28 protein-coding genes are annotated in these 26,892 nt (G+C 38.8%); 16 read left to right on the forward strand and 12 right to left on the reverse strand.

All coding sequences use genetic code 11. The annotated features are described in order from the left end of the window. Positions 1-138 precede the first annotated feature (138 nt). The 5 genes from FAZ25_RS02920 to FAZ25_RS02940 all read right to left on the reverse strand — a co-directional run bounded on the left by FAZ25_RS02920 (position 139) and on the right by FAZ25_RS02940 (position 4,482). Complete coding sequence (locus FAZ25_RS02920) at positions 139-1,320, reverse strand: ABC transporter permease (RefSeq protein WP_048801875.1); 1,182 nt, start codon at positions 1,318-1,320, stop codon at positions 139-141. Beyond that, positions 1,307-1,996, reverse strand: a complete 690-nt coding sequence (locus FAZ25_RS02925) for an ABC transporter ATP-binding protein (protein ID WP_004902272.1) — start codon at positions 1,994-1,996, stop codon at positions 1,307-1,309. Before FAZ25_RS02925 ends, FAZ25_RS02920 begins: the two co-directional genes overlap by 14 nt. After that, positions 1,989-3,014: an efflux RND transporter periplasmic adaptor subunit gene (locus tag FAZ25_RS02930; RefSeq protein WP_040189636.1), complete on the reverse strand. Its 1,026-nt coding sequence runs from the start codon at positions 3,012-3,014 to the stop codon at positions 1,989-1,991. The genes FAZ25_RS02925 and FAZ25_RS02930 overlap by 8 nt, the downstream gene beginning before the upstream one ends. A 24-nt stretch (positions 3,015-3,038) precedes the next feature. Beyond that, positions 3,039-3,533: a hypothetical protein gene (locus tag FAZ25_RS02935; RefSeq protein WP_004902267.1), complete on the reverse strand. Its 495-nt coding sequence runs from the start codon at positions 3,531-3,533 to the stop codon at positions 3,039-3,041. A 502-nt stretch (positions 3,534-4,035) separates the two neighbouring features. After that, entirely contained in the window at positions 4,036-4,482 is a 447-nt protein-coding gene (locus tag FAZ25_RS02940) for a stage II sporulation protein M (RefSeq protein WP_227005692.1), read from the reverse strand. 269 nt (positions 4,483-4,751) lie between these two features. Between FAZ25_RS02940 and FAZ25_RS02945 the strand changes: the two genes are divergently transcribed. The 5 genes from FAZ25_RS02945 to FAZ25_RS02965 all read left to right on the forward strand — a co-directional run bounded on the left by FAZ25_RS02945 (position 4,752) and on the right by FAZ25_RS02965 (position 7,225). Continuing rightward, positions 4,752-4,961 carry a helix-turn-helix domain-containing protein gene (locus tag FAZ25_RS02945; protein ID WP_085699474.1) on the forward strand — a complete coding sequence of 70 codons (210 nt, stop codon included), beginning with the start codon at positions 4,752-4,754 and terminating at the stop codon, positions 4,959-4,961. A 107-nt stretch (positions 4,962-5,068) separates the two neighbouring features. Then, positions 5,069-5,419: a PadR family transcriptional regulator gene (locus FAZ25_RS02950; RefSeq protein ID WP_004902253.1), complete on the forward strand. Its 351-nt coding sequence runs from the start codon at positions 5,069-5,071 to the stop codon at positions 5,417-5,419. Further along, positions 5,416-6,732 carry a DUF4097 family beta strand repeat-containing protein gene (locus FAZ25_RS02955; protein ID WP_100665096.1) on the forward strand — a complete coding sequence of 439 codons (1,317 nt, stop codon included), beginning with the start codon at positions 5,416-5,418 and terminating at the stop codon, positions 6,730-6,732. The genes FAZ25_RS02950 and FAZ25_RS02955 overlap by 4 nt, the downstream gene beginning before the upstream one ends. Positions 6,733-6,772: 40 nt before the next feature. Next, positions 6,773-6,961, forward strand: coding sequence for a hypothetical protein (locus FAZ25_RS02960; protein ID WP_004902247.1), 189 nt, complete (start codon positions 6,773-6,775; stop codon positions 6,959-6,961). A gap of 12 nt (positions 6,962-6,973) precedes the next feature. After that, on the forward strand, positions 6,974-7,225 hold the full coding sequence (locus tag FAZ25_RS02965; protein ID WP_004905131.1) for a PspC domain-containing protein: 252 nt from the start codon (positions 6,974-6,976) through the stop codon (positions 7,223-7,225). A 161-nt stretch (positions 7,226-7,386) separates the two neighbouring features. Here FAZ25_RS02965 and gyrA read toward each other — a convergent pair whose 3' ends face one another. The 6 genes from gyrA to dnaA form a co-directional block, all read right to left on the reverse strand. Beyond that, positions 7,387-9,942 (reverse strand): DNA gyrase subunit A, encoded by a 2,556-nt coding sequence (gyrA, locus tag FAZ25_RS02970; RefSeq protein ID WP_004908402.1) that lies wholly within the window; start codon positions 9,940-9,942, stop codon positions 7,387-7,389. 85 nt (positions 9,943-10,027) lie between these two features. Beyond that, a complete protein-coding gene (gene gyrB, locus FAZ25_RS02975; protein ID WP_004902237.1) occupies positions 10,028-12,037 on the reverse strand; it encodes a DNA topoisomerase (ATP-hydrolyzing) subunit B in 2,010 nt (669 codons plus the stop codon). Positions 12,038-12,058: 21 nt separating this feature from the next. Beyond that, entirely contained in the window at positions 12,059-13,195 is a 1,137-nt protein-coding gene (gene recF / locus FAZ25_RS02980) for a DNA replication/repair protein RecF (RefSeq protein ID WP_004902234.1), read from the reverse strand. Beyond that, positions 13,177-13,641 carry a S4 domain-containing protein YaaA gene (yaaA, locus tag FAZ25_RS02985; RefSeq protein ID WP_004902231.1) on the reverse strand — a complete coding sequence of 155 codons (465 nt, stop codon included), beginning with the start codon at positions 13,639-13,641 and terminating at the stop codon, positions 13,177-13,179. Before yaaA ends, recF begins: the two co-directional genes overlap by 19 nt. A 140-nt stretch (positions 13,642-13,781) precedes the next feature. Further along, a complete protein-coding gene (gene dnaN, locus FAZ25_RS02990; protein ID WP_048801876.1) occupies positions 13,782-14,915 on the reverse strand; it encodes a DNA polymerase III subunit beta in 1,134 nt (377 codons plus the stop codon). 185 nt (positions 14,916-15,100) lie between these two features. After that, positions 15,101-16,447, reverse strand: coding sequence for a chromosomal replication initiator protein DnaA (gene dnaA, locus FAZ25_RS02995; RefSeq protein WP_004905133.1), 1,347 nt, complete (start codon positions 16,445-16,447; stop codon positions 15,101-15,103). 489 nt (positions 16,448-16,936) lie between these two features. Between dnaA and FAZ25_RS03000 the strand changes: the two genes are divergently transcribed. From FAZ25_RS03000 to FAZ25_RS03050, 11 genes are all read left to right on the forward strand, one after another. Beyond that, complete coding sequence (locus FAZ25_RS03000) at positions 16,937-17,470, forward strand: rRNA large subunit pseudouridine synthase E (RefSeq protein ID WP_012305457.1); 534 nt, start codon at positions 16,937-16,939, stop codon at positions 17,468-17,470. A gap of 97 nt (positions 17,471-17,567) precedes the next feature. Next, positions 17,568-18,284, forward strand: a complete 717-nt coding sequence (locus FAZ25_RS03005) for a YebC/PmpR family DNA-binding transcriptional regulator (RefSeq protein WP_004902218.1) — start codon at positions 17,568-17,570, stop codon at positions 18,282-18,284. Positions 18,285-18,489: 205 nt separating this feature from the next. Further along, positions 18,490-18,624: a 50S ribosomal protein L34 gene (gene rpmH / locus FAZ25_RS03010; protein WP_002816117.1), complete on the forward strand. Its 135-nt coding sequence runs from the start codon at positions 18,490-18,492 to the stop codon at positions 18,622-18,624. 126 nt (positions 18,625-18,750) lie between these two features. Next, on the forward strand, positions 18,751-19,101 hold the full coding sequence (rnpA, locus tag FAZ25_RS03015) for a ribonuclease P protein component (protein ID WP_004902207.1): 351 nt from the start codon (positions 18,751-18,753) through the stop codon (positions 19,099-19,101). Continuing rightward, a complete protein-coding gene (locus tag FAZ25_RS03020) occupies positions 19,098-19,937 on the forward strand; it encodes a YidC/Oxa1 family membrane protein insertase (protein WP_048801877.1) in 840 nt (279 codons plus the stop codon). The genes rnpA and FAZ25_RS03020 overlap by 4 nt, the downstream gene beginning before the upstream one ends. Before the next feature lie 120 nt (positions 19,938-20,057). Continuing rightward, a complete protein-coding gene (locus tag FAZ25_RS03025) occupies positions 20,058-21,731 on the forward strand; it encodes a glycerophosphodiester phosphodiesterase family protein (RefSeq protein ID WP_040190713.1) in 1,674 nt (557 codons plus the stop codon). A 96-nt stretch (positions 21,732-21,827) separates the two neighbouring features. Next, positions 21,828-22,292, forward strand: a complete 465-nt coding sequence (locus FAZ25_RS03030; protein ID WP_004903658.1) for a GNAT family N-acetyltransferase — start codon at positions 21,828-21,830, stop codon at positions 22,290-22,292. After that, positions 22,276-23,199, forward strand: coding sequence for a magnesium transporter CorA family protein (locus FAZ25_RS03035; protein WP_004903656.1), 924 nt, complete (start codon positions 22,276-22,278; stop codon positions 23,197-23,199). Before FAZ25_RS03030 ends, FAZ25_RS03035 begins: the two co-directional genes overlap by 17 nt. 12 nt (positions 23,200-23,211) lie before the next feature. After that, entirely contained in the window at positions 23,212-23,784 is a 573-nt protein-coding gene (locus FAZ25_RS03040) for a xanthine phosphoribosyltransferase (protein ID WP_048801878.1), read from the forward strand. Between the two features lie 64 nt (positions 23,785-23,848). Further along, complete coding sequence (locus tag FAZ25_RS03045) at positions 23,849-25,129, forward strand: class I adenylate-forming enzyme family protein (RefSeq protein WP_048801879.1); 1,281 nt, start codon at positions 23,849-23,851, stop codon at positions 25,127-25,129. Next, positions 25,126-26,277 (forward strand): thiolase family protein, encoded by a 1,152-nt coding sequence (locus FAZ25_RS03050; RefSeq protein WP_048801880.1) that lies wholly within the window; start codon positions 25,126-25,128, stop codon positions 26,275-26,277. The genes FAZ25_RS03045 and FAZ25_RS03050 overlap by 4 nt, the downstream gene beginning before the upstream one ends. Here FAZ25_RS03050 and FAZ25_RS03055 read toward each other — a convergent pair. Further along, on the reverse strand, positions 26,274-26,819 hold the full coding sequence (locus FAZ25_RS03055; RefSeq protein WP_048801881.1) for a TetR/AcrR family transcriptional regulator: 546 nt from the start codon (positions 26,817-26,819) through the stop codon (positions 26,274-26,276). The genes FAZ25_RS03050 and FAZ25_RS03055 overlap by 4 nt on opposite strands. Between the last annotated feature and the right edge of the window lie 73 nt (positions 26,820-26,892).

Here is a 26,892-nt window from a genome sequence, read left to right on the forward strand (position 1 = left end):
ATTTGTTTCCTAGCTATTATCTCATAACTCTCTTTTAATCACCAAAGCTGTATTGCCGGTAATAAAAAGCGTGGCACCTAATTGGCGCCACGCTTTTTATTGCTTATGCTATGCACAAGACTAAACTAGCATGTTATATCATCGTAGAATATCAATCAAATTTTTATTACTTGCTGTTTTGGCTGGTAATATTCCAAAAACAAGACCGACAACTGTTGACGTGCCAAAAGCTAGTATGAATGTTGCTAATGAGACACTGGCTTTGAATGGTAAGAATACTGAAATTCCCATAGCAATCCCAAGACCACCTAGATAACCAATCATACCACCACTAAGTGTTAGTAGCACGGCCTCAATTAAAAACTGCCACAAAATTTGATTTTGTGAAGCACCCACTGCCATACGAATGCCAATTTCCTGTGTCCGCTCACTAACCGCAATATACATCATGTTCATCACACCAATACCGGCAATGAACAATGAAATGCTCGCGACAGCAACAATAAAGTAAGTAATCCCTTTAATAACAGCACTGATACCTTTAAGCATTGCAGCCATATCGTAAAACTGATAATCCCCTGTATTGTGTTGTGAACCACTACTATTAAGTTGATCCACTATTTTTTGAGTTTCCTTAGAGACATTTGTGCCTGTAGTAAACGTTAGCTTCAAAGTATTTGCAGCACCATTATTGTTATTGGTTTCAAAAACTTGACGTGGCAAAACGACATCATAGTTTTGATAACTCCCTTGGACCGCATCGTTACTCAAAATACCAATAATAGTATAAGTTGTCCCATTAATATCAATACTTGCATTCAAAGCATTTTTAACTGTTTCATAGCCTTTTTTGGCTATGCGTTGACTGACCAACGCTACTGGGTTCCCGACCAATATATCTTGCTTTGATATGCCACGCCCAGTTATTAAAAACTTTTGATTCGCAGACTGTGCTAAATATGTCGTTGAATCAATATTTTTACCGTTAATGTTGCCCGTAGCTGATAAAATACCATGATCATCGGACTGGACATTAACTTTAGTTACCTTATCATTTTCTCGTATGCGATTTAAATCATCATCACTAAACCCTGATACTTTGCTGTCATTTTTTGATACAAACTGGATTTCAGTAGATTGTTTGCCACTCGTGTCGGCCTGAAGATTTTTCATCATTGCCAATCGTGCCCCATCGCCAAGTGCTAAGATTGTAATAACTGCAGCAATGCCTATTACAATCCCGACCATTGTCAGAACACTCCGTCGTTTGTTGGATAGAAGGGAACGACATGCACTGACAAAAAGTTCACGTATTTGCATGTGATACCTCCTCATCACTTTTAATGCGACCATCTAGAATACGAATTAAACGATTGGTTTGTAGGGCAACCTCTTCATCATGGGTAACCATAATAACAGTTGTTCCATCCTGATTTAAGGCTTTAAACAGTGCCATAATTTCAGCTGAAGTGGCTGAATCAAGTGCTCCTGTTGGTTCATCAGCTACCAGAAAGTTAGGCCGAGTTACAATAGATCGTGCAATAGCAACACGCTGCTGCTGTCCTCCAGACAAATTTTTAGGCAACTTATGATAACTATTTGGCAAACCAACTTGTGCTAGTACATCATTAACGCGCGCAAAAATATCCCGACGCTTCATACCAGCATACAATAAAGGTAACCCAACATTCTCGCCAACACTCTGATTTGTTATTAATTTAAAATTCTGAAAAATAAATCCCACAGATTGGTTTCTCAATTTTGCGTGCTGTTTACGATTCAATTTACTAACTGTCACGTCGTCAAACACATAACTACCATCGAAATGTTGATCTAAAAAACCTATAATATTTATCAAAGTTGACTTGCCAGAACCGGAAGGACCCATAATGGCGACAAATTCACCAGCACTGATTGTTACATTAATATCGTGTAATACTTGGTAGTCATCGCCACCTTGTCGATAACTTTTAGCAACGTCAGACAAATTAATCATGCACAGCCTCACCATTTTTCAAATGACTATCTGGATTAAGAACAATTTTTTCACCTTTTACAATGCCCGATTTAACAATATAATTGGTGCCCGCTTCTACAACATCAGCACTGATACGCTGTGCTTTACCATCACTGATTTTATATAAGTTTCCTTGATATACAGCTGATTTTGGTATCTTTAAATCTGATTGTTGAATCTTAACTTTAACACTCTGCCCATACAAAAAATCGTTATTTACCGTAGCCGAGAAAGGGTAATAAGTGGTTCCCTTTCCTTGATCTGTCGGGATTTGCTCAATTTTTGTGATTGTTGTTTCTTGCGTCGGCGTGCCATCTATGCCGCTAACTGACAATTTATCACCACTGTGTAACTTGTGATAATCATATTCTGATACATTGGCCTTCAAAACTTTATCAACAGCATTGAGCGTTAACCCAGGCAAACCATCTTTTGTATTGTAATCCACAGAAACAATCCCATCAAAAGGCGCCGTTACAGCTGTCGTTACTTTGCTTTGTAACGCTACTAACCTATTCTGTGCTTCTTGCACATCCACATTGGCATCATTTATGATTTGTTGCGATTGCGAATCAGACGGCCCTTTACCTCGTTCATTAGCCCGATTATTTGCTTGTTGTGCAACATCTTTTATGCTTGTTCCAGCTCGACTTGATTGACGCATCATCTCTTTTTGCGCATCAACTGCTTCTTGAGCTTCTGGATTATTAACCGTCATTAATATATCCCCTTGGTGCACATTCTGGCCATCACTAACATTAAGTTGTTGTAGCTTTCCAGCTGGTGCGTTGAGCACTTGTGTTTTACTTGCTATTACTTTCCCAGACATTGAAAGCGCTGGTGTCGTAGTTACCGTATAACTTTGATACCCTTTTTTATCTTTTGTCGCTGTTTTATGCGTTGTTTTTTGATAAGTTGTCACACCAGCAGTTGTGAGTAACCCAATACCAACCAAACTGCTTACAACAATTAATGCCGTTTTTGTCGATTTTTTCATACTATTCCCCCCAATTACCGGAATTTATTTAAAAGCAAACTTTGTTACGACGTTCATTGCAACAGTCAAAACAACAATAATCACAAAATAGATAATCTGCGTGCGTTTTGTAATGACATTTTCTTTGCGCAAAATAAGTGTATAAATAATAGCTGAAATAATACTACTGATAATATTGACGCTCGTATTACCAGACTTGTATAGTGTTAACACTGTTATCGCAAAAACATTGACAATTGCCATTGGTAAGGCACTGATACTCCCTGCATACCAAGATGTTAGAAATGAGACCGTGTGCTGGTCTTCTTGCCCTAACTGTGACAACCAGATAAACAGCTTGTTAATTAAGGCACCAATAATCACACTGATAATAACAACAGTGCTGACGGAAGCCAACAACATCGTGCTATTTAACTTCATTTCATTTGTAGCATTAGTTCCAACTGCAGTTATCATACTGATACCGACCAGTACCAATGTTGCCAAAATTGCAATAATCGCTTGATTCTTTTTATTCATAATTTTTCTCCTCTTGTTACGCTTTGAGCAATAATAGTTACATTATACGTGAGTCATCTATCACTTTGTGCCCATTTTTCTATGTAGACAAAAACTATTATTTATGGTAAAAGCCGAAAAGAGCCAGTACATATTAACGCTTCTCGGCGTTAGTTAGTTATTGTTCTACCGCTTTATTTTCCACGAGGCCCTCTATTTGAGAAATAATGGTTTATACAGGCTACTGTTTCTATAATTTCAGGTAACATAAATAATAAATAAAGGAAAATAAAATTATATATACCAAAGTGACACGATGTGCTAATAATCCCAATAGCCATAACAATATCATAGCTATCTAGGGGTCTAACTGTCAGATCAAGCTTTTTCTTTATTTTTAAACACATAAATTAGCGATGTTATTGAAAAAAATAACGTCTCCCTTTTTTAACTTCAAAATATACTAACTAGATAACCCTAAAAAGACAATAAAGTCAGGCTTATTTATTTAATAAGATTATTGTCATAAATAAACTTCTAGTATTGCTGATAGACCTAATAATATGAATATGATTGCCAAAAATAGTTTTTCGTGTCCTAAATTTTTATACAAATATCCAATCTGTCTACTACAAAGCGCTTGTTTTATTTTTCTAGACACAGAAAAACTCATTAAACTGGCTACTAAAAAAGCAGATAGCTCCAAGGTAGCATAAGGTACCAATACAAACAAAATCATATGATGAGATAAGTTTGCCATAACAATGCCAAATGACAACCCATTAATAAACAAAATAATACAAGATAATAAACCAAAGGTTATTATCCCCCAAAAAATAATTAATAGGATGATACCAATATTGTGATTCCATATCTGTTCAATTTTTAAATCAACATTTTTGTGTAAATTAGGTTGCATATTATCAGACACGAACACATACCCTATTAGACTGCCAACTATGACAATCATTAATGTTATCAGTAAATCTTTTTTTAGTCGTATCAAATTAACCCCCAGCACTTACAATCATTCTTAACATAGCAACAAACACAATTAATTCCGCATCACATAACATATAATTATTGGTCATTGACTGTCGCATATTGATTGCTCATCTTATTACAAGAACATTTTTTATTCTATCATGTACTAATAATTGACTACGCCACTTTTTTTTGTCATATTTCCCATCACCAAGTATTACTGATATAATATACAAAAAATGGAGATTAGCTCACATGTTAAAATTTATGCTTCGAGATTTACGAAAAACTTTTCAACTTTCCCAAGAGCAGTTCGGCGCAAAAATTTTTGTTTCAAGACAAACTGTTTCCAATTGGGAACGTGGTGTTAGTGAACCACCATTAGCAACACTGCTGGCCATTGCTAATACTTTTGATGTGCAATTAACAACATTATTAGAACATCTGCACCATGAAACCGACTAACGATTCCCATTATATTCATTGACTTTAAAACTATGCCTAACAAATTACTTTGACAACCATAGTAATTTGTTATATGATGTACTCAAAGCCGAACAGAGGATTAAAAAATGGCCATTTCAAAAGATCTCATTCGTGGGCATATTGACACGATTATATTAAATATACTTAATCAGAGTGACTCATATGGTTACCAAGTTGGTAAATCGGTTCGCATATTAAGTCAGAATCAATATGATTTGAATGAAGCAACGCTGTACACGGCTTTCAGAAGGTTAGAAAAAAGTGGTGATATTACAAGTTATTGGGGCGATGAAACACAGGGCGCCAGACGAAAATATTATAAAATCACCCCAGCTGGACAAGCTCATCTCACTCATGCCATTGCAGAATGGGCATTTGCTAAAAACGTTATCAGTCAACTGATTACCGGTACTATTGCAGAAGGAGAGGAATCATGACTTCAATTGAAATGGCAATTCGAACACGCTTAGACGTTATTTTTTCGAAATACACACCGAACGAACAACTAACAGAATTTAAGGAAGAGTTGGTGGCTGATCTACTAGATGCTTATCAAGATTTTGCTAAGCAAGATAAATCACATGACGAAGCACTTGATGACGCTTTTGCACAGTTGGGTGATATTGACACAATTTTGCGTGAACTTAGTCAAACTAAAAAACAAGAAAATGACAACTCAAAAAGTCAGACGAAAAAATCGTCATTTTTTGAATTTTCAAACGACGGTCTCCATCTCGGTAATCTCCATATCGATGGTCAAGGCGTTCGTCTTGGCGATGATATTGTTATTGATGGTAAGCACGATAAAGTACAATTAGGTGATTGGCTCCATGTTGATCGTTCTGGTGCACGTGTTGGTCGTAAATATTATCGTTTTGACGAAGATGAACCTTCTGATACCACGCATACGCCTAGTTGGTCAGTAGCTCATCATAATGCGCAGATTCCCACTAGTGATAAACCTTTCGTTTTTGATTATAAAAACGCTGACGTCCATTTTTATAGTAATGACAAAGCAGATTTAATAACACTTGATGAATTTTTTAGCCGTGATAATAACCGCTACTTTGCAGATATTCAAGAAACTAATGAGCAGATTTCAGTTACGCAAGGCGATAATCCATTATTGTTCCATGTCCGAACACAAGTTAATATTGGTTTACCCAAAGACTTTAATCACGGTAAGATAACCATGATTAACCACTCTGGCCGTATCATGGCACAGGATCTCAGCCTACAGCAATTTAACCTATACTTACATGCTGGTAACTTTAGGGGCAATCATATTCAAGCTGAAACTGCTAACTGGCAAATTCACGCTGGGGAAGTTAAAGTACAGGAACTAAACTTTAAGCATGCCGATATTTTTAATAAGTCTGGTAGTCTTAAATTAGACAATATGACCGTTGAAGACAGCCACATCACAGTCACATCTGGTACTGTTCAAATTTCTCATTTTACCGGTGGTGGTCAGTTTGCTACGCATACGGGTTCTTTGCGTTTACGCATCGATAAATTGACTGATGACCTTAAATTACAGGCCAAGACTGGTTCAATTAGAGTAACAATGCCTGAAAGTCAAGATTGCTATTTTAATTTATCTGCTAATATGGGCAGTATCGTCATGGATCACACCGAGGCAACGCACTTCGATAAAAACACAAATAGTTATAAGTGTGGGTTCTACGGTGATAATCCAAAATTCACAATTGACGCAAATGTCGACTCTGGTACAATTAAAGTGTATTAGACTGTCTTAAAATCTTAATTGCAATGGAGACAACAATAATATGAAAGAATATTACCATCATATCCATGATTCGCATGGCTTACAAGCTTATGGTGTCGGCTTTTTATTAGCCGCAGGCCTTGAATTTGCAACATCACATGATTGGTTTGCCACATTATGGCACGCTCTTCTCAGCTGGGCTTCGGTTGGCTACTATATTGCCGTAACCGTTCAGCACTTAATTAAATAAAGGAGATTGACTATGACAAAGAAGAAAAATTTGACCCGTTCGCACAAAAATCGTATTCTCGGCGGTGTATTGGGCGGTGTTGCCGAATACTTTGGTTGGAATGTGACAATCACGCGACTCATTTATGTGTTGATTACGCTAGCAGCTTTCCCTGGCATCATATTTTATATCTTAGCTTGGATTATTATCCCTGATGATCCAAGGCAGTCAACTTCTTACTATGGTGATGGTCGCCGAAAAGATATCACACCTGATGATTTTTAACTAATAATAAGTATTTCATTATTTTTGCTCGTACTATTAAGTATCTTATAGCAAAGGTGGTGAATAAAATGTTTCAATTTTTATCAAAGTTGATTACTCGTAAAAAGGGTATTTCATAACAAAAAGCAGATGACGTTTGTCATCTGCTTTTTCATTGCTAATTAAGATTCACTATCCTCATCATCTCTTGCTGCGCGCGACAGAAGTTCTGATACTTGTGAAAGTTGTTCATTATTTAATACTGTGTCATCGGTCACATCGGTAGCGATTTCATCAGGTAAATCTTCCTGATCTACCTTCGTTAAGGTTGCCACTTTAGTGCCTTCTTCCAGACGAATTAAACGAACACCTAACGTGGCACGACCTGTTTGACTCACAGAATCTGCTGCAAACCGAATCATGACCCCTTGTGTCGTTGTTACCATAATATCTTCATGGCCATGAATAATTGTCATGCCAGCTAATACACCATTTTTATCAGTAATATTAGCAGTTTTGATGCCTTTTCCACCACGACCCTTGATAGGATATTCACTGGCTGGCGTTTGCTTTCCAAAACCTTTTTCTGTAATGACCAACACATTGTCTGACGATGTCACCACATCTGCTCCAATAACAACATCGTTATCACGTAAGCGTATACCACGGACACCAGCTGCTGATCGGCCCATAACACGCACAGAATCCTCAGCAAATCTGACTGAATAACCCGCTTGCGTGGCGATTAGAATGCTTTGTGTCCCATTCGTAATTTGAACTGAAAGCACTTCATCCCCGTCATGTAAGGTTAATGCTTTTAGACCATTTGTTCTGATGTTAGCAAATTCACTGACGGCAGTACGTTTAACAACGCCCAATCGTGTGACGAAGAATAAGTAGTCCTTACTTTCACTCGCTTCACCACGAACACTAATGACAGCTTGAATTTTTTCATCGTCTTCAAAGTTTAATAAATTAACAACTGGGATGCCCTTAGCTTGTCGGCCATATTCGGGTACTTCATACCCTTTCATCCGATAAACCTTCCCTTTATTAGTAAAGAAGAGTAAGGTATCGTGAGTTGAAGTTGCTAACATTTGGTCGACAAAATCCTCATCATTGACATTCATGCCTTGAACACCACGACCACCACGATTTTGTGCTTTAAATTCTGCTTGTGGGACGCGCTTAATATAACCGTTGCGTGTTAATGTCACAATCACATCTTCTTCTTCAATCAAGTCTTCATCTTCAAGATTTGTCACATCCCCAACCTGAAGCTCAGTGCGACGTGCATCCCCAAATTTTGTTTGGATTTCTAGTAATTCATCATAAATAATTTGATCAACACGTTCTTGATGTGCCAAAATATCTTTCAAATCAGCAATTAATGCAACCAATTTTTGGTATTCGTCCTCGATTTTATCTCGTTCCAAACCAGTTAAACGCACTAATCGCATATCTAAAATTGCTTGCGCCTGTTTATCTGATAACGCGTAACCATCAATCAAACGTGTCTTGGCCTCTTCAGAAGTTGCTGAAGACCGAATAATATTGATAATGGCATCAATATGATCTAGGGCAATACGTAACCCTTCTAGTATATGCGCACGAGCCTGAGCTTTTTGTAAATCAAATGCTGTACGACGACGAATGACTTCCCGTTGATGCGTTAAGTAAGCTACCAGAATATCTTTAAGGCTCATTGTCTGTGGCTTGCCACCATTGATAGCCAGCATATTAAAGCTAAAGTTTGTTTGTAATAAGGTTTCTTTATAAAGATTATTTAATATCACACTGGCTGACGTGTCACGTCGCACATCAATTGAAATACGTAAACCATCACGATCTGATTCATCGCGGATACCAGTAATACCTTCAATACGCTTGTCTCTTGCGAGTTCTGAAATACGTTCAATCAATCGTGCTTTATTGACAGCATATGGCAACTCTGTCACAATAATCTGTTCTTTACCAGTTTTTGTTTGCTCAATATCGACTTTAGCGCGAACTGTAACGCGCCCACGCCCAGTCTCATAAGCACGACGAATACCTGATTTACCCATAACAATGCCACCAGTTGGAAAATCCGGTCCCGGCAAAACATCCATAAGATCTGTTGTGGTAGCATCAGGATTGTTCATCAAAACATGCAGCGCTGAGATAACCTCACCCAAATTATGTGTAGGAATATTAGTCGCCATTCCCACCGCAATACCAGTCGCCCCATTAACTAATAAATTAGGGAAACGTGATGGCAAAACCTCTGGCTCACGTTCTTCGCCATCATAGTTTGGCACAAAATTAACTGTATCTTTGTTAAGATCACGTACCATCTCCATCGCGACTTTTGATAAGCGCGCTTCAGTATAACGCATTGCCGCTGCGCTATCACCATCGACAGATCCAAAGTTACCGTGTCCATCCACAAGCATATGACGATATGAAAAGGGTTGTGCCATACGTACCATTGATTCATAAATTGCTGAATCACCGTGAGGATGGTATTTTCCCATCACATCACCTACAATACGTGCAGACTTTTTATGTGGTTTATCTGGTGTATTGCCTTGTTCAATCATTGAATACAAAATACGACGATGAACGGGCTTCATGCCATCACGAACATCAGGTAATGCACGCGCAACAATAACTGACATCGCGTATGATAAAAATGATGTTTTCATTTGTTCTGACAAATTCGCATTACGAATGCGCGTGTCATTTTGTTCAGACATTTCTTACTCCTTAATAACGTTATTCTTGAATTTATGTACTGCTTAATTAACTAAGCAGTTGTGATGTATTTGATTTAGCTTGCCACTAAATATCCAAGTTTTCGACGAAAACAGCATTCTCTTCAATGAACTCACGACGCGGTGCAACATCATCACCCATCAACATATCAAATATGCTATCCGCTGCTTCTGCATCAGCTGGATCAACACGTAATAAACGACGATTTAGTGGGTCCATGGTTGTATCAGCTAACTGATCAAAGTCCATTTCTCCCAATCCCTTATAACGTTGTACTTTTGGCTTAATATTTGCTGGTAACTGCGCCAAATAATCTTCTAGTTCCTCATCTGAATCAAGATATTCGCGATTCTTTGAATTGCCCAAAGCAACACCATACAACGGTGGTTGCGCAATATAAATGTAACCTGAATCAACTAACGGCCGCATATAACGATAGAATAGCGTCAGCAATAATGTCCGGATGTGTGCGCCATCCACATCAGCATCTGTCATGATAATCACTTTATGATAATTCGCTTTTTCAACGTTAAAATCATCGCCAAAACCTGTACCCATTGCCGTAAACAATGAGCGGATTTCTTCATTAGCCAAAACCTTGTCTAGCGTTGCTTTTTCAACGTTCAAAATCTTACCACGAATTGGTAGGATAGCTTGTGTTAAGCGATTTCTTCCTTGTTTAGCTGAGCCGCCGGCAGAATCGCCCTCAACAATAAATAACTCAGAGATTGCTGGATCATTTGACGTATTATCTGCCAATTTTCCTGGTAAATTACCAATCTCTAGGCCGGACTGTTTCCGTGTCATTTCGCGCGCACGTTTAGCTGCTAAGCGCGCTTTTTGCGCTAAAATACCTTTTTCAACGATTTGCTTTGCCACAGCGGGATTTTCCATCATAAAGCGACTGAAGGTTTCAGAAAACATGCGATCAGTTGCTTGGCGGGCATCAGAGTTCCCAAGTTTTGTCTTGGTCTGACCCTCAAATTGTGGGTCCGGATGTTTAATTGATACAATGGCTGTCATGCCTTCACGTACATCTTCACCAGTTAGACTTTCGGCATTTTCTTTGAGCTGGCCGTTCTTTCTGGCATAATCATTGATAACGCGTGTTAGCGCAGTTTTGAAGCCTGTTTCGTGTGTCCCACCTTCATAGGTATTAATGTTATTCGTAAATGTACGTAAACTATCCTTCACATCTGTTGTATATTGTAAGGCAGCTTCAACGACAATCCCGTTTTCTTCCCCTTCAACGTAAACAGGCTCTGGGAAAACAACCACTTTCTCGGCATTAAGATACTTTACATATTCTTTAATCCCACCTTCATAGTGAAAACTTTCCGTCATCGGCGTTTCGGCACGATTATCTGTAATTGAGATACGCAAGCCCTTGTTTAAAAATGCCAATTCCCGCACACGAGTTAATAATGTATTGTAATTAAATGTGGTTGTTTCTCTGAAAATATCGGCATCCGGCTTAAAATGAACAATTGTCCCACGTGCAATTGTTGGTTTTTCATCCAATTTAACCATACGGGTATTTACGCGACCAACTTTAAAGTCCATATAATAAACTTGCCCATCACGGACAACTTTAACATCTAAATTGGTTGACAAAGCGTTAACAACTGATGCCCCAACACCATGCAATCCACCAGAGACTTTATAGCCACCGCCACCAAATTTACCACCAGCATGCAACACTGTAAAGACTGTTTCAAGCGCTGGTTTGCCAGTTTTAGTCTGGATGTCTACCGGGATTCCGCGCCCATCATCAGTGACCGTGATTGAATTATCTGCTTCAATTGTGACTGTAATGTGTGAGGCAAAGCCGGCCAAAGCCTCATCAATACCATTATCAACAATTTCCCAAACAAGATGATGCAACCCTTGGGCTGTTGTCGTTCCAATATACATTCCTGGTCGCTTACGTACAGCTTCTAAACCTTCTAAAACTTGAATTTGATCGGCATTGTAATCTCCAGCATTAGCCGTGACCGTGCTGGCACTGCGAATCTCTTCATCATCTGTCACGATACCATCAATGTTTTCGATTTCATTATTATTTTCTTCAGACATATTCAATCCTTTATGTACTTGTTACTTTTCCGACGTATGCTTTGCTTCTAACGTGATTTCTCCTTGTTTCACGTGAAACACCTTAGGCGTATGAATCAATTGCCGTGCGACATCACTTAAAGAAGGCGCCGTGATAAAGGTTTGCACCTTATCCTGAATGGCCAATAAAAGATGTGTTTGGCGGCTTGCATCTAGCTCGCTTAAGACATCATCTAGTAATAAAATTGGATACTCGCCCGTTTCTTGTGCCATTAAATCTATCTCCGCTAATTTAATAGCCAACGCTGTTGTCCGTTGTTGCCCTTGCGAGCCAAAAACAGCCACATCATTCTCATTAACGATAAACTGTAAATCATCACGATGAGGTCCAACTACGGTCGAACCTTGCATCACTTCACGTGTCCGCTGTCGATTTAAAGTTGCTGCAAAGGTTGCTTTGATTTGCTCTAAATCTGCATGCTCTTCAAAATCAATACTTGTCTGGTAAACCAGTGTTAATTGTTCTCGCTGATTGGATACTTCTGCATGAATAGGCTGAGCTGCTGCTTGCAACCGCCTTACAAAAAGTTGCCGCGCCAAGATTACTTCTGCTCCAACTGAGACAAGCTGATCGGTTAAGACATCCAGAAACACAGTATCCTTAGTTTGTTTCAGTTGCAACCGTTTTAGATAAGCGTTCCTATCTTTCAAAATGCGTCGATACTGCGTGATGTTGTAGAGATACAGCGGATTCATTTGCCCGAATTCCATATCAATAAAGCGACGACGAACGCTTGGTGCCCCTTTTACTAATTCTAAATCCTCAGGAGCAAATAAAATAACATTTAATTGTCCAACATATTGAGATAACTTGGACTGCTCTAAATGATTGACACGTGCTTTTTTGCCTTTACTGGAAAAATGCAAAGACAAAGGTGTTTCGCTAATGTTTTTTTTAATACGACCGCTGATTGTGGTTTCTTTTGCTGTCCAATTAATTAAGTCTTTATCACTACTCGTTCGATGAGAGCGCGCTAAAGCTAAGACATAGATACTTTCTAACAAGTTCGTCTTGCCTTGCGCATTCTCACCTAAAAACACATTCACTCCGGGACTAAAGTCTAACTCCAAATTGGCATAATTACGATAATTAACCAGTTTTAGTGATGTGAGTTCCAAGAACCTGGTCCTTTGGGTCCTTTATTATTACGACCCGTAGCAGTTTGACGACCAACGCCACCTGAGCGCGTCCGATTTTGACGCCGTAATTCAGCAAAACGCGCCTCTTTACGTACTTTAGCCGCTGCTGCTTTTTGAGCCTTAATACGGTCATCACGCACTGTTTTTTTAGCTGCTGCTGCACGCTCTGCCTTCTCTTCTTGTGCAGCAACAATTAATTCGTCAGCATTTTCTGCTAGTGCAATAATAAAAGTTTCATCGCCGACAATGATTTCATCGTGATCATATAACTTCTTACCGCGTCTGTTCTCCTGTTCGCCGTTCAATAATACAGGAAAATCCATAAGATAGTATTTTGCTTGCCCGCCTGAAGAAATAATATTTTCTTCCTTTAGTAATTGTGTGAGTGTGATATATTCAGTTGTAATTTTTACAGTTTTCGTCATATTAGTTACCTTTGTATTATACCATTTTTTCAACTTGATAGCTTTAAAAAACGGCCTAAAATCGATTTTAAGCGATTTTAGGCCGTTTTAAGCATAAGTGTTTGATTGTCTATAAAATTATTTAAAACGCCTATGAGCAATTAAAAAGTTCTTACTGGCGTAATCAATTGTAACTGCTTATTATCAGTTTCCTCAGCTGGCGTTAATGTAAACGGTCTCAAATTACTTGTGAACTTAACATCCACAGGCTTACCACTAAATACTCGGAGTGCGTCACGAACATAATCTGGATTAAATGAAATTTCTAAGTCTTCTCCGGCAACTGACTTAGTGACCAACTCTTCTTGTACTTGGCCAACTTCTTGAGATGTCCCTGTTAATGTCGCAACACCAGCTTTCAAAGTGAGTTGTACCACGTTGTTACGACTTTCATGACTCAGTAGGCTCGCACGGTTAATGGCCCCAAGCAATGCACCGGCATCCATGGTAAGTTCCGTTGTACTCTCTGTTGGAATTAAGCGGTCAGTTTCGGGGTAATTACCTTCTAGTAACCGAGAATAGAATGTTGTATGACCTAAATCAAAAACAGCTTGGTTTGCAGATAATTTAATATCCACACGATCTTGCCCTTCTAGCAAACTTTGTAATTCGTTGAATGATTTAGCTGGAATAATCACATCAGCTGAGACATGTGCCTCTGTGCCGGTTAGCGTGACAATACGTTGTGATAAACGATGTGAGTCTGTTGTAACAGCTTTGACGTCATTGCCATTAAGCGCTAAATGAATGCCTGTCAAAATTGGTCGACTTTCTTGCGTGGATGCTGATATTTTTGTTTGCGAAATAATATCAATTAACTGTGCTGCCGAGACACTCAAACTTTGCACATCATCCATTTCAGGTAATTGCGGATAGTTACGCACATCCTGACCATTAATTGTAAATGCTGATGCTCCTGAAGTGATATTTGCACGTAGGCCATCAACAGCCAACATTAAATCATCAGCTGGTAAATTCTTAACGATGTTTGCAAAGAATGTTGCTGGTAATGTAATGCCGCCCTTTTCTTTAATCACAAGCTGGGCTGTTGTATCTGATTGTTCAATGCGTGTCTCAATAGAAATATCACTATTAGAGCCAGTCAAAATGAGCTCGTCTTCTGATAGCACAATTTTGATATTTGTCAAAATAGGAATTGTTGTGCGTGATGAAATTGCACGTGCAACATCATTGAGTGATTTGATAAAAGCCTGACGATTAATTGAGAATTGCATATTTATGCTCCTTTTTAGTATCTAAGGCGATGCCTATTTGTAATTAATAGATTAAAAGATCTAGTAGTAATAATAAGGGGTGTTTATCTTGTGGATAAGCGGCTGTGTATAACAGCTGTCTTAATTCTGCTTGTTCACAACACTGTGTGTAAAATGCTTTGTTTTTACAAAGTTATTCACACGGCTTATTTACCATTTTTTATTTCATCGGTTAAGGCATCTAACATCTCTTTTGTCCGAGCATCTGATTCAGCCTTTTCAGTTATCTTGTTGGTTGCGTGTAGTACTGATGAATGATCTCGGCCACCAAACGAGCGGCCAATATCAGGCAAACTTTCATTGGTCAATGTTCGTGTCAGATACATAGCAACATGTCGTGCGGTGACTAAATCTTTTTTACGGCTGGTACTTTTTAAGTCATCAATTGTTTGCATGTAATAGTCCGCTACAACTTGTTGAATACGCTCCACCGTAATTTTAAAGCCTTGATTAATATTTAAGTCACCTAAAATTTGTTGTGCAGTCTCTTTGGTTGCCGGCTTATTTCTGAAACGCAACATGGCTTCAAACCGATGGAACGTCCCTTCTAATGTTCTAATATTTGAATCAATTTTATCAGCAATCAATTCTAAGACATCATTTGGAATCGTTAGACCATCTGTCTCGGCGAGGTTTTTTAAAATGGCGACACGTGTTGGTAAATCAGGCTTTTGGATATCCATCGAGATGCCTGCCTCAAAACGTGATGTTAGACGTGATTGCAAATCAACAATTTCAGTTGGTAATTTATCAGAGGTCATAATAATTTGTTTGCCTGTTTTAGTGAGCACATTAAAGGTATTAAAAAATTCTTCTTGCACCTTTTCTTTGCCCGACCAAAATTGAATATCATCAATTAATAACAAATCAACGGTACGATATTCTTTCTTAAAAGCCGCCGTTGCACCTTCACCAGCACGTAATGATTCAGTGAAGTCATTAAGAAAATCCTCTGCTGTTGCATACTTAATACGAGCAGAAGGCGTCGTTTTAGAATAAGCATTGCCGATAGCTTGCATCAGATGTGTTTTGCCTAAACCGACACCACCATAAATAAGATACGGATTATAAACACGGCCAGGATCTTCGGCAACGGCACGAGCGATAGCATAAGCATTCTCATTACCAGTGCCAACAACAAATTTATCAAATGTGAAATTTTCGTTGAGATCAGATTCGCGTGTGAAGGTCAAGTTTTCAGAAGTCAGTGGCATGGTTTTTGGTAAAATGTCTGCTACGCGTAACTCAGGCTTAATAAAACCTTCAGCAATCTCCATCGCGTATTGAACAAAACTCATGGCATAAGATTTATTCCAATTATCGATGATATCAGTACTTTCATCAGCAGGGACTTCTAAAATAATGCTGGATTCAGTTAAGGTTATTGGTATTAACGGTTCTATATAGGTATCAAAAGAAACGGGGCCAATTTCCTGATAGAATTTAGCTTTAATTTGATTCCATAGTTCCTCTTTTGTAATTGGTTTGGTCACGAATATCTCTCCTAATAAATCATGTGCGCACAAAAATAACGACGATATGTCGGTCATGACACACGAATCAACTTTTCTATAATTAAAGAAGAAGTAGCAAAGATAATTATAACAGTAAGAAAATTAGTTTTCCACAGGTGAAGGACAACTTTATAGAATATCAACAACTGTGGACACAGAAATAAACAGAATGTGGATAGAAACACGAACAAATGTGCGAGTTATCCACAAAGAAACAATGTTGTGCACACGCTAAAGTGGGTAAGGACAATATTTGAGGTTTGTTATGAACATTATCCACAATTTTGTAATCACAAGTTGTGGATATGTGGATAAGTGCCAAATAGCCTTGTGGGTAAAAAATGAAAGAACCTTGTTGTTACACAGGGTTGTGGTTGTTTTTGGATAACATTGTGAATTGTAAAGAAAATCTTAAGGTGCTTAAATTTTAATGTTTTTAATACCACAATATTTGTTATAATGGGGCGTATGATTGTATTGTTTAACAAACCCTATAATGTTTTAACGAAGTTTACCGACACTGAAGGCCGTGCAACCTTAGCAGACTATATTGATATACCACGTGTATATGCTGCTGGGCGTTTGGACATGGATAGTGAGGGGCTTTTGTTGTTGACAGATCAAGGGCATTTGAACCATGCATTGACTGATCCAGATAATAAAGCTTACAAAACTTATGTTGTACAAGTCGAAGGAATCCCCACCAAAGCGCAACTTAAACAGCTTGAGCAGGGTGTCGACCTTAAGGATGGCTTAACATTACCAGCGAAAGTAAAACGGATACCATATCCTAAGTGGTTATGGGCGCGGGAAAAACCAATTCGCACACGGCAAAATCAACCAACGAGTTTTATTCAGTTAAAAATAAAAGAAGGTCGTAATCGCCAAGTTCGACGGATGACAGCTGCAGTTGGTATACCAACTTTAAGATTAATTCGAACGCATATTGGTGATTATCATTTGGCAGATTTGCAACCAGGACAGTATCGAATTATTAAGTGAATTGCGTTTAATTACTATTAAAATGAGTGATTTTTTTAATGCAAAACGGCAAAGAAACATTATAATAAGAAAATAAACAAATTTAATGAGGTGAACCATGGGACGCAAGTGGGAAAATATCAAAATGAAGAAAGCGCAGACCGATGGGGCTGCCGCTAAAGTGAATAGTAAGTACGGTATTGAAATTTATGCTGCTGCCAAACAAGGTGGTAGTGTTGATCCAGAAGCAAACTCAACTTTAAAGTTTGTCATTGATCGTGCTAAGCAAGCACAGGTACCAAAACATGTTATCGAACGTGCTTTAGAGAAGGCCAGTGGTTCCGGGGACGAAACTTTTATTACCGGCCGTTATGAAGGATTTGGACCTAATGGCTCATTGATCATTGTTGATACATTAACATCTAATGTTAACCGGACAGCAACAAACGTACGCACTGCTTTTAACAAAAATGGTGGAACGTATGGGGCTGCCGGATCAGTCAGTTATCTATTTGATGAAACTGGCGTGATTGTTTTTGCAGGGGATGATGCCGATGACGTATTGGAAACGCTACTAGACGCCGAAGTAGACGTACGTGATGCCGAGCAACAAGATGATCAGGTTGTCGTATACACAGAACCAAGTGATTTACATAAAGCCATTGGCGCATTAAGACAAAGTGGTGTTTCAGAATTTTCAACGACTGAAATCACAATGTTACCACAAGCAGAAGTGACCCTTGAAGGAGATGACTTAGCAACCTTTGAGAAGTTAGTTGATGTACTTGAATCCGATGAAGATGTACAAACTGTTCACCATAACGTCTCATTATAATTTACTCAAAGCCTAGCCCTTATGGTTGGGTTTTTTATTGTATTTTATGCCAGATTAACGTAAAATTTAAGTGTCAGTCTCATCTCAGCAAGAACAATACGTAGATTTGTTGAGATTAGCTTGCCAATGGTATTAATACATGTTATGATTAAACTCGAATTGCAAAGTTTTTGCAGGTAAAAATCGCGAATGGAGGTGAACACACATGAAGCGTACATACCAACCAAAGAAACGCCATCGTGAACGCGTACACGGATTCCGTAAGCGTATGAGCACGAGCAACGGTCGTAAAGTTTTGGCTCGCCGTCGTGCAAAGGGCCGCAAGGTTCTATCAGCCTAACAAGGTCGCTGCTAAGCAGTGGCTTTTTTATTTCGATACGTCTGATTTTTCTCTAAAAGCACAGCGTGTCACTGAGTTTCATGCGGCTATAACCGCGTACATATCCTGCAAGAGAGTCCAGAACTAATGAGAAAAACTTTTCGAATTAAAAAGCCTGCTGATTTTCAAATCGTTTTCAATAAACATCAGTCAGTAGCCAACAAATATTTTATTGTATACCACATTGATAAGCCCGAGCAAAAGCATTTCCGTTTGGGGCTTTCGGTCAGCAAAAAAGTTGGTAAAGCACATGATCGTGTGTGGGTTAAAAGGCGAATCAGACAAAGTATTTTAGAATTGAAGTCGGATTTACCGCACGATATCGACTTACTAGTCATCGCACGGCCGGCTGTTGCTAAGCAAAGCCAAAAATTTATTAAAGAACAGATTATCCATGTGCTAAAGTTAGCTGATATATTGAAAGTAGAAGATAAATGAAACGTTTTGAGAACATTTTAAAAAGGATTGGCCCATTACCAATTATTCTTGCGATTATTGCGTTGGCCATTATTATTGTTGCTAGTTTAACATTTAAAGGGCATGTTGCTTCTAATAGCTTTTGGAGTGCCATTGTGGCTGCTTTTACGTCGTCAATATTAGGCACCTCAGCATGGTTTGGCAATAATTATGGATTAGGCATTATTGTTTTCACAATTCTGATTCGTTTCTTGATTTTGCCATTAATGGTTTATCAGATTCAATCAATGATGAAGATGCAAGTTGTGCAACCAGCATTAAAAGCCTTGCAAGCCAAGTATCCTGGAAAAGATACTGAAAGTCGTCAATTAATGGTGGCTGAACAACAAGCACTCTATAAAAAAGAGGGTGTTAATCCGTTTGCTTCAATGTTGCCATTAATTGTCCAAATGCCAGTATTGTTTGCTTTGTATCAATCAATTTATAATTCACCAGTTTTAAAATCTGGTAAGTTTTTATGGTTACAATTAGGTAGTCATGACCCTTATTATGTGTTGCCAGTGCTGGCTGCAGTCTTTACTTTTGCTTCATCTTGGCTGTCAATGCAATCAACACCGGAACAAAATGGTATGACAAAAGCGATGCCATATATTTTTCCAGTTGTTATCTTCTTCTCAGCGATGGCTGTACCAAGTGCTTTGTCACTTTACTGGGTTGTCGGAAACTTATTCCAAACAATTCAAACGTTCTTCTTACAGAATCCATTTAAGATTCGTCGTGAACGTGAATTAGCGGCGCAAAAAGAACGCGATATGAAACGTAAAATTAAAAAAGCAAAGCGTAGTGCTAAGCGTTAATTATAAGAATAATAAAAAGCCATGTTACGAAATCAGTAACATGGCTTTTTATTATTCTAAAGACGACACCGTGTAAACGTGGTATGCTAACCTAATAATCATAAATTTGGAGTGTGTAGAATGATAAAAGAGAGATTGAATCATGGCCAGCTACTGCTATTGACCGCTAGTTTGTTATTTTTGTTTAATATGCTAACAGCAAAGATTGTTGACACACTACAGTCATTTCAACCACCAGCTTATGACATTGCGACAGGTAGTTTGCAAAAATTAGGCCATTTTATGGCACAAAATTGGCGTACATATACCATCACGCTGGTCGGTTATCTAGTTATTTGGGGTTTATTAGTGACGTTAGCTGTGACAATCATGTTGCTCTCTTGGCATCAGTTAAATCGGCGGTATTATATTAAGGCATTGAAATCTGGCCAAATACATTTGAGTGTGCTACTGATGTTGCTATTGAGCGTGCCGTTAACACAAATTGGCTTTAAATTCCCAGTGGCTTATTATTTGACAATGCCAAAAACATTTATTGATGTGATTCAAAATCCAATAATTTGGTGTCTATCGGTTGTTAGTTATTTGATTTTATTATGGCTAGCTTTTCGCTTACATTTAGTCGCTTATTTTGCCATCACGACAGCACAAGGGATGAAGAAAAATATCAAGCAAAGTTGGCAGGAAACACGCCAGCAAAATAGGTCTGTATTGTATTTTGGCATAAAATTGCTGGGGTGCATTGCACTTGTCATAATTGTGCTATTTTTGATACAAAAAGGTTTGGATCAATTCCTAGTGGGCGAACAAAAACGTTGGATAGCCAACGCTCTCATTGCTATTGGCATTGGTTATTTTTACATTGTGACAAGTCAATGTTACTTATTCTACACAGCATTGGTTAAACCCGAAACACAATCGAAATCAACTAAAAGTTTATTAATGGGTGTGAGTTATTTGGGTATATTAATGATAATTGGTATTTTTAGTAGTTTTTTGTCTGGAAAATTTGTTAGAGAACCAAATAAAAATACACTTGTCATAGCTCATAAAGGAATAGCTTCAGAAAAACAAGCACCAAATACGCTTGCGACACTGACACAAGTGGCACAAACAAAGCCTGATTTTGTTGAAATTGATATTCAGCCAACGCGTGATGGGGTCTATGTATTAAGTCACGATGGTGATATTAAGGCTACTGATGGCAAAAGCTACAAGATAGATGAGACTTCGTGGCAGACATTGAAAACAATTCGTTACCGCACAAAAGGTCAAACACTCAGGGTAACCTCATTTAATGATTATATTTCGCGTGCTAATCAATTACATCAAAAACTTTTAGTTGAATTAAAAATCAGTGATACAATCACGACACAAGCGTTATTGGACTTTCAAAATCGCTATGGTCAGGCTTTGAAAGCAAATCATGCACAATTACAATCGTTGAATCAAAATATAATTAAACGCTTATCAGAACATATGGATCAACCTATGGGCCTGTTATCTCCCGTTGTTAATAGTATTGATGGGGCCAAGTTTAGTCGTTTTTACGCCATCGAGTATTCAAATGCGAACGCAAATTTGTCGCAACGTGTAACACACTATCACAAGGCACTTTATGTTTGGACTTTGAATCAGAAATCTGATATTGCCACCGCGTATGCGCTCGGAGTGACGGGGTATATTACAGATTATCCTAAACAGACGCGGGCGCTACTAACACAATTTAACAAACAGGCGAGATACGCTGACGTTATTTGGCAGATGGTGATGTTACAAAAAACAAATATTTAATAAATAATTTAGTCTCAAGAACGCTTCAATAGTTCAAAACTGCTATAATAAACTTTAATGTATTGAACAATTTGACCATTTAGTAGGTAGATAATTATGGGAAACAATCAAGACAAGGTTATTTCTGGTATCAACAACTTGATATTGCGTGATATGGTGCCTGATGATGTCGTTGCTTTATCACAAATTTATCTCACAACCCGTCGGCAATATTTTTCATGGCTTCGACAACCAAAATTAGAAGATTTCCAGCGGGCCAGTAAGGGAGAAACTGTTCGGGTTGCTGTGATAAATGATGAAATTGTTGGTTTTGCATCATTATCTGAATGGGATAGTTTTTTGCACTTGCTCTTTGTCAAAGTAGGTTGGCATGGGCAAGGCATTGGGGCAGCGTTATTATCTTGGGCACGACAAAAAGCGCACCATCCGCTGGAACTGAAAGTTGTGCTAGTTAACCAGGCTGCACGCCGATTTTATGAGCGTGAAGGCTTTAAGATTGTCAGTTATTCAAAATTAGCAAAACCAGAAAATGTGACATATAGAGATGATAGAAAAAGTTAAACAATTTAATCAATTTACTTGGTACCATGTATCCAACATGACGCCAGATGATAATTTAACCTTGGTTGAGCAGCACAGACTCACTAATGAGATTATCGGCTATGCCGTCGATCATAATGAAGCTGTGCGAATGGAATATGATGAAGAAGCAGACGAATCATTGATGGTGATAGATGTCATTTCCTATCATGAAGATGTTGTTGAGACGCGACCAATTGGGATATTATTTGCTCATAATAATCTATACACTTTTTCGCATACTGTAACAGATTACGTACAGGCAGTTTTGTTGGCGCCAAAAAATCGGCAAAAGCGTGCAACGGATGAGGAAATCACTGCCGTTGATTTTATTATGACTGGTCTCTATTCTTTGATGACACGTTATGTTGAGCAAGTCACCGAAATTAATCGTAAACGTCGTGTTATCCAAGCACAATTTGGTCATCAAAAACGTACGACAAAACAAATGAATGACTTGTTGCGCTTACAGACGCAAATGATTTATATTCAAAATTCATTGGCTAATAACCATGTGATGCTAGATGCCTTTAAGCAGGATTATCGACTAGAGATGCAAGCCTTTGAACTGGAGCATATTGATGATGTGCGTGTTGAAGTGGGACAGGCTGAGCACATGGCAGACTTGGCCATGGCTGTTATTAATTCAGTGTCAGACGCTTATGGTAATCTAAGTAATCGTGACTTAAACTGGACAATGAAAGTCTTAACTGTTTATTCAATTGTGCTAACTGTACCAACAATCGTGAGTGGTTTTTACGGTGAAAATGTGAAATGGTTGCCCTTTGCTGATATTCAAGAAGGCTGGTGGGTATCTATTGTAATCACCGTTTTACTGATGGGCTTGGTAAGTCTTTTATTGGCATTAAATGGTTTTTTTCGAAAATAAAAATGGAGTATTATGAAACTATTAGAAGAACGTATTCGTCAAGATGGCCGTATTTTGGGAAAGGACATTTTGAAAGTTGATACCTTTTTGAATCATCAAATCGACCCTGAGTTAATGCAGAAAATAGGGGATGAATTTGCAAGGATTTTCCGTAATGTTGCTATTGATAAGATTTTAACAGTTGAATCCTCAGGTATTGCACCAGCGGTAATGACCGGCTTAGCTTTGCATGTGCCCGTGGTATTTGCTAGAAAAAACAAATCGCTAACATTACCAGACGGCGTATGGACTGCCGATGTCTATTCTTTTACAAAGCAAACGACAAATCATATTATGATCGATCAACGTTTTTTAACAGCGGGGGAGCGCGTTTTGATTATTGATGATTTCCTGGCTAACGGACAGGCTGTTGCTGGGTTAGTAGCTATCGTCACACAAGCCCATGCAGAAATCGTTGGGGCTGGTATTTTGATCGAAAAGGCTTTTCAACAAGGTCGTCAATTACTTGACGAGGCTGGCATACGTGTTGAAAGTCTAGCTCGGATTGCTGCTTTTGAAGATGGGCAGATAACTTTTATGGCTTAAAAAACGATGTTTCACGTGAAACATCGTTTTTCATTAGGTTATTCGGAAATATTAAGGGGGAAATATGACACGTGATTTTGATTTTGCAAAATTGGTTCAAAAATATCAAAACAAAACGGCAATTGCAGATAACGGGCGGGCATACAATTATGGCGAACTGGCAGATAAAGTGGCAGCTGTTTATAAGGCGCATCAATTCAATGCGCCATATGTGGTTTTAATTGCACAAAGTAACCTCACATTTATTAGTCAGTTTTTAGCCATTCATAAAGCAGGCTGCGTACCTGTGGTAGTTAATCAAAGAGAGGCGCCACAACTAGCTACTTTATTGTCTGCAATAGACTGGCAGTGGCTAGACGATTGCGCTGTCAGTAAAAAAAAGCCTATTACTCGCTCAAACTTGCTATTTTTAGGTATGACCTCGGGCACAACCGGAACCCCTAAATTATATCAACGTGACTGGTTGTCTTGGCAGCTTGGTTTTAAACAATGTGAAAAAGCATTCGAAATGACTGACTATGCAGGGGTGATGACAACGAGTCCAATGGCTACGTCGCTCGGATTGCATAGTTTACTATTAAGCTTATATCTTGGTAAAACATTTTATTGCTATACACGTCAGCAACAGCAGCAATTGACGTCAGCAACGTTAGTCTACACTGTACCAACCTTCATGACAGCAAAATATCGTGGTTGGGCAGATGATGCACAGGTTAAAGGGGTTGTTTCTTGCGGTGGCGAATTGACACCGTCATTAGTCAGAGATTGGCATCGCTTATACCCGCAACAGGCACTATACGAATTGTATGGGGCATCGGAGACCAGTTTAATTGCTTTTCAAAACTTGATGCACGGAAAAAAGGTCAACCAAGTTGGCCGACTGTTTGCGGATGTTGAACTAACATTTACAAACCAACATATCACAGTTGCTAGTCCCTATCTATTTAGTGGCTATTTAGGATCAACACAAAAAATAACCTTTGTTGAGACAGATGATGTAGGTGATTATCAAGATGAGCAGCTACTTGTTTACGGTCGCGCAAGTGATGTCATTAATCATGGTGGCAATAAAATTTATCCTAGTGAACTTGAAACCATTTTGCAAACAATCACAACGGCAGCGGTTGTCTTTGGCGTGCCAGACAGCACTTATGGTGAGAAAATTGTTGCTATGGTGGTCACAAATAAGCCCTTAGATAAGCTAAAAATGGTGATGGCAGAGCAGACCCCAGCTTATAAACGCCCAAGCCAATACATTTTTGTATCTGAGATCCCAAAAACAAAGCAACAAAAAATTTCACGAACGCAATTAGCCTTGCGATACGTGGCAGGAGAATGGACATGAATAACTTGACAACACCAGTAGGCATATTAAGTGCAAAACGTCTCCCAATTGGTAAAATCAATGGCTTATACATAGAGCAGTCGCCTGAGACACTTGTTGCTAATTTGTTACAACAGCAGGTAGCCATGCTATCAACACATCGTTTAAAGCAGGTTGATCAAGTCATTTTAGGCAATGTCACGAATCAAGGGGGAAATATTGCACGTCGTGCAACTTTAGCCGCTGGGATAGGTTCGAGCACACCAGCTTATACTATAGATGCGCAATGTGCTTCTGGTTTGGTGGCTATTGCTTCCGGCGCCCAAGCTATCTTGAATCAGGATGCCAAATTAGTCATTGCGGGTGGCGTCGAAAGTACTTCCCGTAGTTATGTGACAATTGATCGAGAAACAAATGAGCCACTCAAACGCTTTCCAATGGTACCAGAAGGGCAACTGGACTTAGACATGGGTATTGTGGCGGAAAATATGAGCTCACGTTATAACATTTCACGCGAGCAACAGGATAATTACGCGTTCAACAGCCATCAAAAAGCAAAAAAAGCTTTTGAAAATAAGCAAATCAATGCTGAAATTGTTCCTTTTAGTCAGGCGTCAGTCAATATCACACAAGACCAGTGTCCGAGATTTGATACCTCGCTTAGTAAATTACACCAATTGAAGCCAGCGTTTCGTTCTGGTGGTACGGTGACTGCGGGCAATAGTTGTCCGATTAATGATGGTGCGGCAACGGTGCTGATGACGGGAAGTCAAACAGGGGAAGCAATGGCGGGGTATTATTTAGGGCATACGACCGTAGGCATTGCGCCTGAAAAATTCATTCTGGGTCCTATTGCTGCCACACAAAAGTTATTAGACAAATATGCACTAACTATGTCTGATATTGCAGTTGTGGAGCTTAATGAGGCTTTTGCTGTGCAAAGTATTTTATGCCAAGCGGCGTTAAAAATTACCGATGAACAATTAAATCCATTAGGTGGCGCGTTAGCTTATGGTCATCCCTATGGTGCTACGGGTGGCATTATGATTGCGCGATTATTGAATAGTTTAAATCGCATCACACAACCGGCGTTGGGTATTGCCACGTTATGTGTTGCTGGTGGTATGGGGATGAGCATGCTGATAGGAAATCAACACTGGCAAGTTTAAAACTTTTGTAGGAGACGGTAAATCTCTTCATATAGTTCATCGGCAGTCAGGGTTAACTGTTGTGATACGTAATCCGTGACGAGCCCCATGATACCAGAAACAATAAAATCAATTTCAACAAGACTTGGTATATTATTAGGGCGGTCTTTTTCGAGTAACAATACTTTTTGAATAAAGGCCCTTTTAACTTGCCTGAATGCTTGGGCACCTGCTTGCGGGTGGTTAAGCAAGACAGCAACAGTTGATTTGTGTTGCTCAATATAAGTGACTAATAGATAACTTAGCGTTTTAAAATCATCGTGGTAAGTAGATTCTGAAGGATAAGTGGCTTTAAAGATTTGCGTCATAGCAGTCATTAAATCAGATAAAACTTGGTCGTGTAAATCATAGACATCCTTATAATGTCGATAGAATGTGCCACGATTAATGTTAGCTAAGTCAGCAATGCGTGAAACAGTTATCTTTTCAATGGGCATTTCGGCCAGCAAGGTAACGAAAACGGCTTTAATTTGTGCTTGTGTTTTATTTTGTCTACGATCCATGACTAAAGGGCCTCAATTTCATTAGATATGTTGTTTAATCAACAAAAAGTAAAGATGTGTTCATTGTAACACG

Origin of the sequence: Leuconostoc sp. LN180020, assembly GCF_014844115.1 — a bacterium.
Taxonomy (GTDB): domain Bacteria; phylum Bacillota; class Bacilli; order Lactobacillales; family Lactobacillaceae; genus Leuconostoc; species Leuconostoc citreum.